General features: G+C 68.1%; 13 protein-coding genes and 1 pseudogene. 4 read left to right on the top strand and 10 right to left on the bottom strand.

Translation table 11 applies throughout. The features are described 5' to 3' along the window. Positions 1 to 27: 27 nt before the first annotated feature. Both AC1Q7H_RS25235 and AC1Q7H_RS25230 read right to left on the bottom strand, forming a co-directional pair. Positions 28 to 1,752, bottom strand: coding sequence for an FAD-dependent oxidoreductase (locus AC1Q7H_RS25235; RefSeq protein ID WP_211981618.1), 1,725 nt, complete (start codon positions 1,750 to 1,752; stop codon positions 28 to 30). 49 nt (positions 1,753 to 1,801) lie between these two features. Continuing rightward, complete coding sequence (locus tag AC1Q7H_RS25230; RefSeq protein WP_013953196.1) at positions 1,802 to 2,761, bottom strand: MBL fold metallo-hydrolase; 960 nt, start codon at positions 2,759 to 2,761, stop codon at positions 1,802 to 1,804. Between the two features lie 318 nt (positions 2,762 to 3,079). On the opposite strand from AC1Q7H_RS25230, the gene AC1Q7H_RS25225 reads away from it, so the two are divergent. Both AC1Q7H_RS25225 and AC1Q7H_RS25220 read left to right on the top strand, forming a co-directional pair. Further along, positions 3,080 to 3,907: an IclR family transcriptional regulator gene (locus AC1Q7H_RS25225; protein ID WP_013953195.1), complete on the top strand. Its 828-nt coding sequence runs from the start codon at positions 3,080 to 3,082 to the stop codon at positions 3,905 to 3,907. After that, the gene (locus AC1Q7H_RS25220; protein ID WP_211981608.1) at positions 3,904 to 4,734 is read left to right on the top strand and encodes an IclR family transcriptional regulator; all 831 of its coding nucleotides are present in this window, start codon (positions 3,904 to 3,906) and stop codon (positions 4,732 to 4,734) included. Before AC1Q7H_RS25225 ends, AC1Q7H_RS25220 begins: the two co-directional genes overlap by 4 nt. A 10-nt stretch (positions 4,735 to 4,744) precedes the next feature. On the opposite strand, the gene AC1Q7H_RS25215 is transcribed toward AC1Q7H_RS25220, so the two are convergent. Both AC1Q7H_RS25215 and AC1Q7H_RS25210 read right to left on the bottom strand, forming a co-directional pair. Further along, on the bottom strand, positions 4,745 to 5,725 hold the full coding sequence (locus AC1Q7H_RS25215) for a Bug family tripartite tricarboxylate transporter substrate binding protein (protein WP_013953193.1): 981 nt from the start codon (positions 5,723 to 5,725) through the stop codon (positions 4,745 to 4,747). 109 nt (positions 5,726 to 5,834) lie between these two features. After that, a complete protein-coding gene (locus tag AC1Q7H_RS25210; RefSeq protein ID WP_153953485.1) occupies positions 5,835 to 7,832 on the bottom strand; it encodes a PAS domain-containing hybrid sensor histidine kinase/response regulator in 1,998 nt (665 codons plus the stop codon). A gap of 378 nt (positions 7,833 to 8,210) precedes the next feature. Here AC1Q7H_RS25210 and AC1Q7H_RS25205 point away from each other — a divergent pair, with 378 nt between their 5' ends. Together AC1Q7H_RS25205 and AC1Q7H_RS25200 are read left to right on the top strand one after the other, a co-directional pair. Then, positions 8,211 to 8,363 (top strand): flagellar transcriptional regulator FlhD, encoded by a 153-nt coding sequence (locus AC1Q7H_RS25205; RefSeq protein ID WP_249221295.1) that lies wholly within the window; start codon positions 8,211 to 8,213, stop codon positions 8,361 to 8,363. 111 nt (positions 8,364 to 8,474) lie between these two features. Beyond that, entirely contained in the window at positions 8,475 to 9,137 is a 663-nt protein-coding gene (locus AC1Q7H_RS25200) for a hypothetical protein (RefSeq protein WP_228772335.1), read from the top strand. A 101-nt stretch (positions 9,138 to 9,238) separates the two neighbouring features. Here AC1Q7H_RS25200 and gabD read toward each other — a convergent pair whose 3' ends face one another. The 6 genes and pseudogenes from gabD to AC1Q7H_RS25170 form a co-directional block, all read right to left on the bottom strand. Continuing rightward, positions 9,239 to 10,687: an NADP-dependent succinate-semialdehyde dehydrogenase gene (gabD, locus tag AC1Q7H_RS25195; RefSeq protein WP_492381868.1), complete on the bottom strand. Its 1,449-nt coding sequence runs from the start codon at positions 10,685 to 10,687 to the stop codon at positions 9,239 to 9,241. A 72-nt stretch (positions 10,688 to 10,759) separates the two neighbouring features. Further along, positions 10,760 to 10,978 (bottom strand): DUF3079 domain-containing protein, encoded by a 219-nt coding sequence (locus AC1Q7H_RS25190; RefSeq protein WP_013953188.1) that lies wholly within the window; start codon positions 10,976 to 10,978, stop codon positions 10,760 to 10,762. Positions 10,979 to 11,070: 92 nt separating this feature from the next. Then, entirely contained in the window at positions 11,071 to 11,286 is a 216-nt protein-coding gene (locus AC1Q7H_RS25185; protein WP_041228903.1) for a hypothetical protein, read from the bottom strand. 109 nt (positions 11,287 to 11,395) lie between these two features. Beyond that, positions 11,396 to 12,502 carry an AI-2E family transporter gene (locus AC1Q7H_RS25180; protein WP_228772336.1) on the bottom strand — a complete coding sequence of 369 codons (1,107 nt, stop codon included), beginning with the start codon at positions 12,500 to 12,502 and terminating at the stop codon, positions 11,396 to 11,398. Between the two features lie 308 nt (positions 12,503 to 12,810). Continuing rightward, positions 12,811 to 14,232 (bottom strand): aldehyde dehydrogenase family protein, encoded by a 1,422-nt coding sequence (locus tag AC1Q7H_RS25175; RefSeq protein ID WP_492381867.1) that lies wholly within the window; start codon positions 14,230 to 14,232, stop codon positions 12,811 to 12,813. A 34-nt stretch (positions 14,233 to 14,266) separates the two neighbouring features. Further along, positions 14,267 to 14,698: pseudogene (locus AC1Q7H_RS25170) on the bottom strand (TauD/TfdA dioxygenase family protein); the annotation flags it as partial. Positions 14,699 to 14,775 lie beyond the last annotated feature (77 nt).

Here is a 14,775-nt window from a genome sequence, read left to right as displayed (position 1 = left end):
GTCTCCGCGGTGCAGGTCTGGCCGGTCTCAGGCGGCCATGCGGCCGGGCTGCGGGGCGCGCAGGTCGGCGCCGGTGGCGCGCGCCAGCGCGGCGCGGATCGCGGCCGGGTCGGGGCGGTGCCAGCGGGCGCAGACATGCTGGTCCGGGCGGATCAGGTAGCAGGTGCCGGGCGTGGCACCGTAGCGCGCGGCGGCCAGGCCCTTGTCGTCGCGCAGCACGGTGGCATTGGTGCAGGTCACCGCCGGCTGCGCGGCGTCGGTCACGTAGACCAGCTGCAGCGGCACGCCGCTGTCTTTCAGCGCGGCGAGGTCGGCGAGCGTGCCCGCGTCGATGGCGTCAGGGTTGCCGAACAGCAGCACCGTGAAGTCCCCGCCCAGGTGCGACAGCAGCCAGCCCGCGCCCTGCGCGCCGGATACGGGCGCGTCGCAGCAGACCGTGCCGGGCACCAGCTTGCAGGCATAGCCCTGGGCGTCGTCAGCGGTGTTCAGCGGCGAGTCCTGCAGCACCGCGGGCACCGACAGCCGCCCGCTGTTGACCAGGGTGCGCGCAAACGCATGGCGCCTGGACAGCGTCAGCACCGCATCGCGGAACACGCGGCTGACCGCGCTCTTGGGCGTGATGAAGTCGGTGGAACGGGTGGAGTTGCGCAGGTTCTCGTCGGCGGCGTATTCGCGCTCGCTGGCGTAGGTGTCCAGCAGCTTGTCGCAGGCATGGCCCTGCAGCACATAGGCCAGCTTCCAGGCCAGGTTCTCGGCGTCCTGGATGCCGCTGTTGGCGCCACGCGCGCCGAACGGCGACACGCCATGCGCGGCATCGCCGGCGAACAGGATGTTGCCGTGGCGGAAGCTGTCCATGCGCAGGCAGGAGAAGGTATAGACGCTGACCCATTCCAGCTCGAACTTCACGTCCTTGCCCAGCAGCGCCTGCACCCGCGGGATCACGCGCTCAGGTGTTTTCTCCAGCACCGGGTCGGCGTCCCAGCCGAGCTGGAAGTCGATGCGCCAGACGTTGTCCGGCTGGCGGTGCAGCAGCACCGACTGGTTGGGGTGGAAGGGCGGGTCGAACCAGAACCAGCGCTCGCTCGGGAAATCCGCTTCCATCTTCACGTCGGCAATCAGGAAGCGGTCGTGGAAGGTGCGGCCCTTGCTGTCCAGGCCCAGCAGCTTGCGCATCGGGCTGCGCGAACCGTCGGCGGCCACCACGTAGCGCGCCGCCAGCGGGTAGCAGCCTTCAGGCGTCTCGATGGTCAGCACCACGCCGGCCTCTGGCGTGCCGCGCTGCTCCAGCCCGACCACCTTGTTGCGCCAGCGGATCTCGATATTGGGCAGCGCCTGCGCGCGCTCCAGCAGGTAGCCTTCGACGTAGTACTGCTGCAGGTTGATGAAGGCCGGGCGGCGGTGGCCGCTCTCGGGCAGCAGGTCGAAGCTGTAGACCTGCTGGTCGCGCAGGAACACCTTGCCGACGTGCCAGCGCACGCCCTTGTCGACCATGCGCTCGCCGCAGCCCAGCCGGTCGAAGATGTCCAGCGTGCGCTTGGAAAAACAGATTGCGCGCGAACCGGTGGACAGCGTGCAGTCGTCATCCACCAGCACCACGCGCACGCCGCGCTGTGCCAGGTCGATGGCGGTGGCCAGGCCGATCGGCCCGGCGCCGACCACGACGACCGGGTGGATGGCCGGATCGGCCCCTTTCTGTTGCTCGGCGCAGGGCTGGTACTCGAACGACAGCCGCTGGTAATCGATGCTGCTCATGCCTGTGTCTCCATCCATAGCTTGTTGCCCGACTTATTCTTTTTGGAGGTCAGTCCTGCAGTGCGGCCCACATTTCCTGGTCGCGCTGGGCGGTCCAGATGCGCGGGTGGCGGACACCGCTGGCCTCGTCATAGGCGCGCGAGACGTCGAAGGGCAGGCAGTGCTCGTAGATAAAGACCTGGCCAAACTTGGGGTCCATCGCGCGCCGGGTGTGCGCCATCGCGGCCTTCAGGTCGAGCTTCTCGGCCACGGCTTCCTTGCCGGCCTGGAACAGCGTGGTGACGAAGTCCTTGGTGTAGGCGATGCCCTTCTTCACTTCCTCCGGCGTGGTCAGCGCGGGGCCGCGGCCGGGCACCAGCTTTTCTGGCTTGAGTGCCTGCAGCGCGTCCAGCGTGGCCGGCCAGTCTTCCAGCTGGGCGTCGCCGCAGTAGCAGGCAGCGTCGTATTCGACCAGGTCGCCGGAGAACAGCACCTTCTGCTGCGGCAGCCAGACCACGGTATCGCCTTTGGTATGGCCCGAGCCCAGGTGGGCGATGCGCACTTCCAGCTTGCCCAGGAACAGCGTGATTTCCTTCTCGAACACCAGCGTCGGCCAGGTCAGGCCGGGCACGGTTTCGACGCCGGCGAACAGGCGCGGGAAGCGTTCGATCTCGGACTTCATGTCGGCCTCGCCGCGCTCGACGATCATCTCGTAGGTGCCGCGGCTGGCGATGACCTGCTGCGCGCCCTCGGCAAAGTAGGCCGACGCGCCCAGCACGCGCACCGCGTGGTAGTGCGACAGCACCACGTACTTGATGGGCTTGTCGGTGATGGTGCGGATGCGGGCGATCAGGTCCTGCGCCATGGCCGGCGTGGCGGTGGTGTCGACGATCAGCACGCCGTCGTCGCCAATGACCACGCCCGAATTGGGATCGCCTTCGGCGGTGTAGGCCCAGGCGTTCTCTGACAGCTGGGTGAATGTGACCTGCTTGGCTTCCAGGTCGGCCTGCGATGCGAATGCCTTGGACATGGCGTCTTTCCTTTGTGTGGGGAGGCGAGACGGCACCGGTCGGGGCACGTGGCTGCGTTGCGCTGGCAGCGCGGGCTGTCTCGCCCCCGTTTCTATGGATGTCTCACGACGTGGGTCGCCGTGTTCGGACGGGGTAGTGCCATCTTAGGAAACGTTGGAAAATTAATCAATAGCTAAATGATTAGCCTATGACAAATTATTTGGACGTGCCGCGAGCGCCATCGGAAGCAGGTCAGAGTCATGCGGGTAAACCCCTGTGTGCGCGGCAAGGGGAGGCGTTCGATTAATATCCGGGTTTTCCGATCACACAGGATGGCAATGGCCAGGCGCAAGGCTGGGGAAGCAGGAACGCAGGCGGGCGAGCCCGCTGCGCGCGCAGACAAGGCGCAGCGCGGCATCCAGAGCGTGGAGGTGGGCGGGCGCCTGCTGGCGGCGCTGGCCGCCGCGCGCGCGCCAATGCCGCTGGCCGCGCTGGCCGAGGCGGCGCAGCTGGCGCCGGCCCAGGCGCATGCCTACCTGGTCAGCCTGACGCGCCTCGGCCTGATCAAGCGCGACCACCTCTCCGGCCGCTACGAGCCCGGTCCGCTGTCGCTGCAGCTGGGCATGCTGCACCTGGAGCAGGACGCCGCCTGGCGCGCCGCGCAGCCCCGGGTGGATGCGCTGGCGCAGGCGTCTGGCTTCAGCGTGGCAATCAGTATTGCCGGGCCGCAGGGCCCGACCATCGTGCGCTATGTGCCGGCCAGCGCGCCGCTGCATGTCAACCTGCACGTGGGCACGGTGATGGCACTGGCCGCCACGGCCACCGGGCGCGTGTTCTGTGCCTTCCAGCCGCCGGCACTGTGGCAGCCGCTGTGGCGCGCGCAGCAGCCGGGCGCGACCGGGTCCGACCTGGCCGCCTTCAGCGCCAGCCTGGGAGAGATCCGAGAGCGCGGCATCGAGCGCAGCATCGACACGCCCAGCCCGGCCGTCAGCAGCCTCAGCGTGCCGGTGCTCGACGCCGCTGGCGTGCTGCGACTGGTGCTGACGCTGGTGGGATCGACCGGTGCCATCGACGTGGACTGGCGCGGCGCGGCAGCGCAGGCCCTGCTGGCCGCGGCGACGGACATCGGCGCCGCGCTGCGCGATGAACAGGAGCGCACGGCATGACCCGCGCGACAGAAGCCCAACAAGACCTGGAAGGCAGCAAGCCGCAGCGCGGCATCCAGTCGCTGGACAGCACCGGCCAGCTGCTGGCAGCGCTGGTGGCTGCCGGCCGGCCGCTGGCGCTGCGCGACCTGGCGCTGGCCGCGGGCATGCCGCCGGCCAAGGCGTTCCCGCACCTGGTCAGCCTGCAGAAGACCGGCCTGCTGGCGCGCGACGCCGCGGGCAATTACCTGTGCGGACCGCTGGCGCTGGAGCTGGGACTGGTCGCGCTGCAGCGGCTGTCGCCGACGCGCGAGGCGGAACCGGAGGTGGTCGAGCTGGCCGGCGCCACGGGCCTGAGCGTGGCCATGGCGGTGCTGGGGCCGCTGGGGCCCACGGTGGTCCGGCTGGAGGAATCGGCGCGGCCGCAGCACGTGAGCCTGCGGGTGGGCACGGTGCTGTCGCTGGTCCATACCGCGATCGGCCGCACCGCCGCGGCATACCTGCCAGCCAACGTGCTGGCGGGCCTGCTGGAAAAGGACGAATTGCGCATGGCCGGCGCCGCCGCGGCGGAAGTGCTTGAACCCGGCGGCAAGCTGGCACCGGCCTACGCCGGGCGCCTGGCACAGGTGCGCGCGGCCCGGCTCGACAATGCGCTGAGCCACCCGGTGCCGGGCATCGACACGCTGGCGGCGCCGGTGTTCGATCACACCGGCAGCCTGGCGCTGGTGATTGCCGTGATGGGGTCGAGCGGCAGCTTTGACAGCCGCACCGAAGGCGCCACTGCCGCGCTGGTGGGGCAGGCGGCGCGGCGGCTGTCGTGGCGCTTCGGCGCGCCGGACACGGCCTGAACTCAGGCCATCAGTTGTCCAGCTTGATATTGGCCGACTTGATCAGGCTGTCCCACTTCTCGTACTGCGCGCGGATATAGCTGCCGAACTGCGCCGGCGTGGCGGGGAAGGGCACGGTGCCCTGGCTGGCGAGCCTGGCGGCCAGGTCCGGCTGCTTCAGCGCCGCCACGATCTCGCCGTTGAGGCGGTCGATCACGGCTTTGGGCGTGCCGGCCGGCGCGACCACGCCAAACCACGCGGTCAGCTCGTACCCGGGCACGCCGGCGGCGGCCAGCGTGGGCACGCCGGGGAGCTGGTCAGAGGGCTTCTGCGTGGTCACCGCCAGCGCGCGCACGCGGTTGTCGCGGATATACGGCAGCGCGGTCGAGACGCTGTCGAACATCATGGTAATGCGCCCGCCGATCAGGTCGGTCATCGACGCGGCGCTGCCCTTGTAAGGAATGTGCGTGATATTGACACCCGCCAGGTGGGTGAACAGCTCGCCCGCCAGGTGCGACGACGAGCCGTTGCCGAACGAGCCGTAGGTCAGCTTGCCCGGCTCCTTGCGCGCCAGCGCCAGCAGCTCCTGCACAGTGCGCGCCGGCACGCTGGGATGCACCACCAGCACGTTGGGCAGGTAGGCGACCGAAGCCACCGGTGCGAAATCCTTCAGCGGATCGTAGCCAGGTTTGTCATAGAGGCTCTTGTTGACCGCCAGCGAGCCAAAGGTGCCGAACAGCAGCGTATAGCCGTCGGCCGGGGCCCGCGCCACCGCAATGGCCGCCAGGTTGCCGCCGGCGCCGGGCCGGTTGTCGATCACCACCGGCTGGTGCAGCCGCGCCGACAGCGCGTTGCCGATCTCGCGCGCCAGCAGGTCGGTGGCGCCGCCCGGCGGGAAGGGCACCACCAGCCGCACTGGCTTGTCGGGATAGTCCGCCAGCGCGGTACCGGCGGCCGTGGCCGTGAACGCAAATACCAGCCCCGCGGCTGCACGCCTGATCCAACCTTGCATCGCTGTCTCCTTTCTGTGATCTGGTGCGATGGAATGGCCGTCAGTGTGTCGCAGTGCCGGCAGGCGCGTGTTTGGGATTGGCGAAGGTCGGGTTCGCTGCCGGAGCGGGTCACTCCGGCTGGCGCAGCCGGGCGATGGTGCCGAACAGCGTTTCCAGCTCCACCGGCTTGACCAGGTGCGCGTCGAAGCCGGCTGCCTCGGTCTGCTGCCGGTCCGCCGGCTGGCCGAAGCCGGTCAGCGCCACGAAGCGGGTCAGCTCGGTGCCGGCCAGGCCGCGCATGGCGCGCACCACCTCGAAGCCGTCCATGCCGGGCATGGCCAGGTCGATCAGCGCGATATGCGGGCGGCAGCGCGGCGCCACGTGCAGGGCCTCGGCGCCGTCATAGGCAATGGTCACCTCGTGGCCGCACAGTTCCAGCAGCATGGCCAGGCTGTCGGCGGCGTCGCGGTTGTCGTCGACCAGCAGGATGCGCTGCGCCTGCAGCTCGGGCGCAACCGGAGCCTGGGCCGGCAGTGCTGCGCCCGGGCGGGCGTCTTCCTTGCGCGAGGCCGGCAGCGGCAGGCGCAGCGTGAAGGTGCTGCCTTGTCCCGGCCCGGCACTGGCGGCATCGATGGTGCCGCCGTGCAGCTCTACCAGCGACCGGCACAGCGACAGGCCGATGCCCAGCCCTCCCTGCACGTCGGCGCCCGGGCGGCTTTCCTGCATGAACAGGTTGAAGATGTCGTCGATGGCGTGTGGCCCGATGCCGCGGCCCTGGTCCTTCACCTGGACCTGCAGTGTGCGGTTCTGGATCGTGGTGGCGATCGTCACCGACGACCCGGGCGGCGAGAACTTCGACGCATTGAGCACCAGGTTCTGCATGACCTGCACCAGCCGCGTCTTGTCGGCGTGCATCGGGATCGAGCCGGCATGGGTCTGCACGTCGACGCACTGCAACTTGGCATCCAGCGCTGGCCGCGCTGCCTCGATGCCCAGCGCGATGATCTCGTTGAACTCGACCGGCTCCATGCGCAGCTCGATCCGGCCGGAGGTGATGCGCCCGATGTCGAGCAGGTCGTCCACCAACCGGCTCAGGTGGGTCACCTGGCGCTCGATCATGGCCAGGCTCCGGTTTGCCAGCGCCGCGTCCTGCGGCGCCAGCCGCATCGCCGCCAGCGCGCTGTGCACCGGCGCCAGCGGATTGCGCAGTTCGTGCGAAAGCGTGGCAAGGAACTCATTCATGCGCTGGCTGGAGCGTTCCAGCTCTTCGCGGCGGCGGCGCTCGCTCATGTCCCGCGTCACCTTGGCAAAGCCGCGCAGCGTGCGTGACTCGTCGTAAACCGCTGTCAGGGTGACATTGGCCCAGAACAGCGAGCCATCCTTGCGCACGCGCCAGCCTTCGTCCTCCACGCGCCCGACCCGCCGCGCCAGCGCCAGGTGCCGTGACGGCTTGCCGGCGGCGACATCCTCCTGCGGATAGAACACCGAGAAATGACGGCCGATGATCTCGTCGCGGCGGTAGCCCTTGATATAAGAAGCACCGGAATTCCAGCTGACGATATGGCCGTCGGGATCGAGCATGAAGATGGCGTAATCCTTGACCCCCTCCACCAGCAGCCGCAGGGTCTCTTCGCTCTGGCGCAGGGCCTCGGCGGCACGGCGCCGCTCGGTCATGTCCCGCGTGACCTTGGCGAAGCCGATCAGCCGGCCCTCGGCGTCCTTCAGGGCGGTGATGACGACGTTGGCCCAGAAGCGGCTGCCGTCCTTGCGCACGCGCCACCCCTCGTCCTCGAACCGGCCCAGTTCGGCCGCGGCCTTCAGCTCGGCTTGCGGCCAGTTCCGGGCGATCGCATCCGGCGTGTAGAACTGCGAGAAGTGCTTGCCCAGGATCTCCTCGCGGGCATAGCCCTTGATGCGCGCCGCGCCCTTGTTCCAGCTGGAGACATGGCCGCCGACGTCAAGCGTGAAGATGGCGTAGTCCTGAACGGAGTCCACCAGGGTCTGGTAAGGCACATCCGGCAGCAGGTCGGCCCGGATGTCGTGCGAACGCCCGCCCGATGGCTCGCCAGCGTCGGGGCGAGGTGCGCTTCCGGCAGGTTGCTGCGGCTCGTCGGGGTGTCTTGTCATGGCATGTCCTGAACGCGTCCTGCCGGCGTGGCCGCCAGCGCATCCGGTCCTGGTATTGCAGCAAGGATACCCCCGCCCGCAGCCTGGCAGGGCGAATCGCCGGGATGCCGGTGCGGCAGGAGGCGCCCCGGGCGCGGCTCAGGATCGGAAGCTTCCGTACGGCAAATCAGAATGTGCGGATTGCCCGCAGAAGCTGGCTCCATAGAATGGTGGCACAAGGGCTTTCGGGTCTTCCGTCCAGGGGCGCCAATGACACAGTTAGACGAATGCCACCTGCCGTGCGACGGCATGCCGTGCAGCGCAGGTTGCCATCTGGCCCGCTTCTGCCTGGGAGGCGCACGGGGGCTGCCGGGCGGCGCCCAGGGCATCTAGCGCACGGTGCGCCTGCGCAAAGGCCAGTGCCTGTACCTGGTGCTGTGCCGTTTCCGGCTGGAAGACAGCATGCTGCTGGCCGCGCTGACCGGCGCCGAACCATTGCATGCCCTGCAGAACATGCACGCGGCCATCGTGATGGCCGCGCAGCGCGGGTAGTGGAACCAAAATCGGAGGCTGTATGACGGGCAATGCGATGACGCAAGTCGAATGGAAGCGAATGGCGACCGACCCCGGCCGCAGGGGGACCACCTGCCCGGGGCTACCCGCATGGAAATCACGGGCACGCTGCAGATGCAGGATATTGTCCAGGCACTGGGGGCAGAGCCCGATGAGCAGCGCTGTGTCGAGGCCGGCCTCGAGGTGCTTGCGATGGCCGGGCACCCGCCTGCGCGTGCCGTGGTGTCGATGGGCCACGGGCGGCTGCCGGCGCTGGAATTCTATGTCGATGCCGCTGTGCCGACCTGCTGCGAACTGGACAGCACGTTGCAGCACGCCATCGCCAGCCGTTTCACCAGCGTGCTGCCGCCAGGGCTGGCAGTCACGGTGCTGCCGCTGGCCGACTATGCGCAGGAGGCCGCCGACGAAGGCAAATCGTTCGACGCGGATACCCTGCGTACCTGTGCGCGCGAACTGCTGGGCCGGGGCGGTGAGATGAACCAGCGGCTCGCGGTGGTGTGTGCCTACCTGTCGGCGCTGCATGGCGCGCAGGCCGTTGCCGAGCAGCTTGGCTATCTTGAGCAGAGCCTGCTTGCGCAGGGCCAGGAGCCTCTGTCCTGGCGCCTGCGCCGCCACCGCAGCGTGGAAGGGCGGGAGCTGGCGCAGGCATTGGAAGGACTGTCTCGCGCGGCGGATGGCGCCCTGTATGAGTTCGGCACCTGCTACAGCGCTGCGCGCCAGCTACCAGCTGGAGCAGATGCAGCGTGTCCATGACCGGATCGCGTGCTTTCGCGACACCTGCCGGAGGTGCCCCGAGCCCCGGCGCGCCGTGTGCGCGGACACGGCGTGCTAAGAGGTTCTAAGGCGCGGCCAGGTCAGATACCGGCCATGCAGGTGTACTTGATGACCAGATAATCCTCGATGCCGTAGTGCGAGCCCTCGCGGCCCACGCCAGACTGCTTGACGCCGCCGAACGGTGCCACCTCGTTGGAGATCAGGCCGGTATTGACGCCCACCATGCCGTATTCCAGGCGTTCGGAGACGCGCCAGACGCGGCCCAGGTCGCGGGCATAGAAGTAGCTGGCCAGGCCGAACTCGGTGTCGTTGGCCATGGCGACGACATCATCCTCGGTTTCGAAGCGGAACAGCGGCGCCAGCGGGCCGAAGGTTTCCTCGCGCGCGACCAGCATGCCGGGGCCGACGTCGGCCAGTACGGTCGGCTGGAAGAAAGAATGCCCCAGCGCATGGCGCTGGCCGCCCTGCAGCAGGCGCGCGCCCTTGCCGAGCGCGTCGGCGATATGCTCTTCCACCTTGGCCACGGCCTTGTCGTCGATCAGCGGGCCGATGCGCACGCCATCGTCCATGCCGTTGCCGACCTTCAGGGCCGCCACTGCCGCCACCAGCTTCTGCGCAAACGCCTCATACACGCCCGCCTGCACGTAGATGCGGTTGGCGCAGACGCAGGTCTGGCCGGCATTGCGGTACTTGGACACGATCGCGCCTTCCACCGCCGCGTCCAGGTCGGCATCGTCGAACACGATAAAGGGCGCATTGCCGCCCAGTTCCATCGACACCTTCTTGATCGTCGACGCGGTCTGGGCCATCAGCATGCGGCCAACCTCGGTCGACCCGGTGAAGGTGAGCTTGCGCACCAGCGGGTTGCTGCTCATCTCGCCGCCGATGGCGCCGGCCGAGCCGGTCACCACCGACAGCACCCCGGCCGGGATGCCCGCGCGCTCGGCCAGGGCCACCAGCGCCAGCGCTGTCAGCGGGGTTTGCGATGCCGGCTTGAGCACCATGGTGCAACCCACCGCCAGGGCCGGGCCGGCCTTGCGCGTGATCATGGCAGCGGGAAAATTCCACGGCGTGATGGCCGCGCATACCCCCACCGGTTCCTTGGTCACGACAATGCGCTGGTTGCTGACCGGCGCCGGAATGGTGTCGCCATAGACGCGCTTGCCTTCCTCGGCAAACCATTCGATAAACGAGGCCGCGTAGGCGATTTCGCCACGCGCTTCGGCGATCGGCTTGCCCTGTTCGGCGGTCATGATGCGCGCCAGGTCTTCCTGGCTGGCCATGATCAGTTCGAACCATTTGCGCAGCAGCGCCGAGCGCTCCTTGGTGGTGCGGGCGCGCCAGGCCGGCAGCGCGCGGTTGGCAGCCTCGATGGCCTGGCGGGTTTCCTCGGCGCCCAGTTGCGGGACCTGTCCCACGCGCTCGCCGGTGGCTGGGTTGGTGACGTCGATGCGGCGCTCGCCGTCGACCCAGCGGCCGTCGATATAGCACTGCTGCCGCAGCAGAGAGGAGTCCTGGAGGTTCAGCATGGTTGTCTCGTTGGATGCCGGCGATGCCGGGCGTCTTGTGGATGCCTGAGACAACGATTGTAGTCCGGCTGACTAGGTGGAAGTCTTGGGCGGGCCGGCAGGTGAGGCCGCGGACGGTGCCTCGATACCCCAGTCGCCGCATTCAAGCCAGTCGTCGCCGAGCAGTTCAATGGGGTGCTGCGTGCGGCTGGAGCCGTTGCCGCAGCCCATGTCGTCTACGGAGCAGTACTTGTCGCAGCCCCAGCAGATGCGCTCGGGGTGGCGGGGATGCAGGGGAAATTTCTTGGCCATGGCTTGAGGTTGGGAAACTGCTGGGGGAATTATGTCCACATACGCAAGCCGTTGATTTGCGCGAGCGCAAGTCAGGCCGGGGGCTATCCCGCTCAGTTCCATCCGTCGGCATCCAGCCGGGTCCAGCGGTCGGGCGCCTCGCCATCGGGCGAGGCCAGCAGCAGGGTCTGGCCGCAGTGCTCGCAACGGTACACAAACGCATTCTGGCCACTGGCGGTGCGCAAGGTCGCCGACTTCACCAGCCTGGGATGCGGTGGCACGTGGCCAGGCCGGTCCAGCTGCGACTCGCACAGGTCGCATAAAGACATCATTGTTTTCCTCCGCACTATCCCCGGCGTAGCAAGAATGCTGTGGTGCAGCATTCGCTTTTCCAGTATAGCGGCGGAACGATAGTGCCGTTGGGCGGCGGCGTAACGGCTATTCACCAAGGAACTCTGCCACCACTTCTAGTCCTTCAATGTGATCGGCAACCACCTTGGCGATTGTGATCAGCGGGATGGCGAGCAACATGCCCCACGCGCCCCAGAGCCAGGTGAACAGGAGCAGTGCAACAAATACGGCCACCGCGTTCATCCGCGCCATGCGGCCGGTCATCCAGGTGGTGACGACCGACCCGATCAGCGTGGCGATCAGCAGCGATCCGACCGCCGCCGCGGCCGCCATGCCGAGCGTGCCGAACTGCATGAGCGTCACCACTCCCAGGCAGATCGCGATCGCCATGGCGCCGAAGTAGGGCACCAAGTGCAGCGCCGCAGCCGCAATCGCCCAACTGCCGGCGTTGTGCACGCCGAGCCACTTCAATAGCAGCCAGGTACAGGCGCCCAGAGCCGCATTGGTCACCAGCAACATGCCCATATAGCGGCGGATGGCGAGGTTGACCTCGTCCAGCATATGCACGCTGATCTTCTTCTCGGAAATGGTGGTCCCGGCCATTTTAATGAACTTGCGCTTGAAGGTATCGCCGGCTAGCAGCAGGAAGTACAGCAGGAAGACCACCACCACCGCCTGTCCGGCCATGGTGAAGATGCTGACCGAGCCGGCCAGCAGCATGTTGTGGACCTGGGCGGGCGTTTGCTCCACCACCACCTGCGTGCCGCGCGCGGGCGGGGGCTGGCCGGTACCGCTGAGGATGGTGGCGGCGCGGCGTACCTTCTGCCACATGGAATCGTCGCCGCTCATCAGCGCGCCCACCGAGCGCGACAGCTTTCTGGCCGTATCGGGCAGGCTGTTGACGATCGATTCCACTTGCCCCTGCAACAGGTAGGCGCCGCTTAGCAGGACGCCCAGCACGGCCAGCAGCACCACGGTGCCTGCCAGCGCGCGCGGCAGGCCCAGCCGCTGCAACGCGCACACCAGCGGGTCCAGCAGGTAGGCCAGAACGATCGCCAGCACGACCGGAATGAGAAAGTCGCGTGCGATATGCACGGCGTACAGCGAAAAGAGCGTGGCCAGCACCACCAGCGCGATGCTGGCGCGCTGCAGCGAGGCGGTGACGGCGTCACCTGGCACGACAGTGTCAGGCATTGCAGCCACGGTGCCAGGCGCGTCGGCGCCAGCACGCGGGGTACCGTCGGCGGGCAACGGAACGGGCGGGGCAGGGGGCAGCGAAGGAGCCGCGGAATCGGGGATGGTCGACATGGCCGGGCGCCCCGGCAAAAGGCCTGGCGCTGCTATGAAGATAGCTGGCCGGCAAGCGGCGGCTGTCGGACGCCGCCGCCTGCGCATGTCAGACAAGCGCGGTAGTGAGGTGCCTTACAAGCGACACCGCCGGCCGGCAGCGTGTCGCCGCACGACCGGGCGGTCCGGAGACTGTAGGCTGGGAGCGTGCAGGCTCAGCCAGTCACCGTCTTGGTTTCAAGGAACTCGGCAATGCCTTCGGGGCCGTATTCACGCCCGTTGCCGGACGTCTTGTAGCCGCCGAACGGTGCGGTGAGGTCCATCGTCGCGCCGTTGATGCGCACGCTGCCGGCGCGCAGGCGGGCGGCCAGCCTGCGCGCGCGCGCCGGGTCGGACGACGCGATGTAGGCGGCCAGGCCGAACTCGGTGTCATTGGCGATGGCCACGGCCTCGTCTTCGGTGTCGTACGGCAGCAGGCACATCACCGGCCCGAAGATCTCTTCGCGTGCGATGGTCATGTCATTGCGCACGTCGGCAAAGATGGTCGGGCGCGCATAGAAGCCGCGTTCCAGCCCGTCGGGGCGGCCGGGGCCGCCTGCGGCCACGCGCGCGCCTTCCTCGATGCCCACTCCGATCAGGCGCTGCACCTTGTCGTACTGGCCGCGGTTGGAGATCGGGCCCATCTTGGTTTCGGGGTCGGACGGGTCACCTACCTTGACCGCGTTGGCCAGGGCGGCGGCGATCTGCACGGCCTGTTCATAGCGCGAGCGCGGCACCAGCATGCGCGTCGGCGCGATGCAGGTCTGTCCGGTGTTGGCCATGCACTGCGCCACGCCGCTGGTCACCGCTGCCTGCAGGTCGGCATCGTCCAGGATGATCATCGGCGACTTGCCGCCCAGTTCTTGCGCCACGCGCTTGACCGTGGCCGCGGCGCTGATGGCCACTTCCACGCCGGCGCGGGTCGAGCCGGTGATGGAGACCATGTCGACTTCGCGATGCGACGACAGCGCGGTGCCCACCGCGCGGCCCTCGCCATAGATCATGTTGAAGACGCCCGGCGGCGTATCCGCGGCATCCATGATCTCAGCGAAGATCCGGGCGTCCAGCGGCGCAATCTCGGATGGCTTGAGCACCACGGTGCAGCCCGCCGCCAGCGCCGGCGCCACCTTGGCCGCGATCTGGTTCAGCGGCCAGTTCCACGGCGTGATCAGCGCCGCCACGCCGATGGCCTCGCGCCGGATGCAGCTCATGCCGCGCGTGGTTTCGAACTCGAAGTCGCGCAGCGCCTGCAGCGTTGCCTGCAACTGTGCCAGGCCGATCGCGGCCTGCAGGTTGGTGGCCAGCGTGATCGGTGCGCCGATCTCCTGGCGCACCGCCTGCGCCAGGTCGCCCGTGCGCGCCTGGTAGGCGGCGATGATGCGTTCGAGCAGGGCGATGCGCGTTTCACGCGTGGACACCGACCACGCCGGGAAGGCCGCGCGCGCTGCGGCCACGGCGTGGTCCACGTCTGCCGCGGTGCCCATGGCGAGCTTGCCGGCGACCGCTTCGGTGGTCGGGTCGATGATGTCGGCCTGGGTCGCGCCCGCTGCGGGCTGCACCCACTTGCCGTTGATATAGAACTTGTCGATGACGTTCATGCCGGTTGCCTCGGATGTTTGTGGGTGGATACGGTCAGACCGGACGGTCGCCAATGATGGTGGCGCGGTTCATATGGCGCACGGCCGGGAAGTAGTCCTGCACCGCGTAATGTTGCGTCGAGCGGTTGTCCCAGAGCGCGATGGTGTCGGGTTGCCAGCGCAGGCGCACCTGGTACTCCGGCGCGGCGGCCTGGCGGTACAGGTACTGCATCATGTCCAGCTCCGCGGGCCGGTAGTCAGAACCGATGCGATACGGCTGTTCCTTGGCGAAGTTGGCGAAATGCGTGGTGAAGGCTTCGTTGACGAACAGGATCTTCTCGCCGGTTTCCGGGTGCGTGCGTACCACCGGGTGCACCATCGGCGGAAACTTGGCGCGCATCTCCGCATATTTCGCTTCGTTCAGCGCCGAGCCGAAGGTCGGCATCGCGTCGTGCACGGCCTTCAGGTTGGCGATGCGCGCCTTCATGGAGGTGTCAGGAATTCTGTGTGCTGAGGTCGGTTAAATAAATCTCAGCGTAGGGCGTTGGTGAAGCGGTCACCGAA

The sequence above is a fragment of the Cupriavidus sp. GW823-FHT06D04 genome (assembly GCF_058795055.1).
The sequence above is the reverse complement of the archived record's forward strand: the minus strand, read 5'-3'. Positions and strand labels throughout refer to the sequence as shown.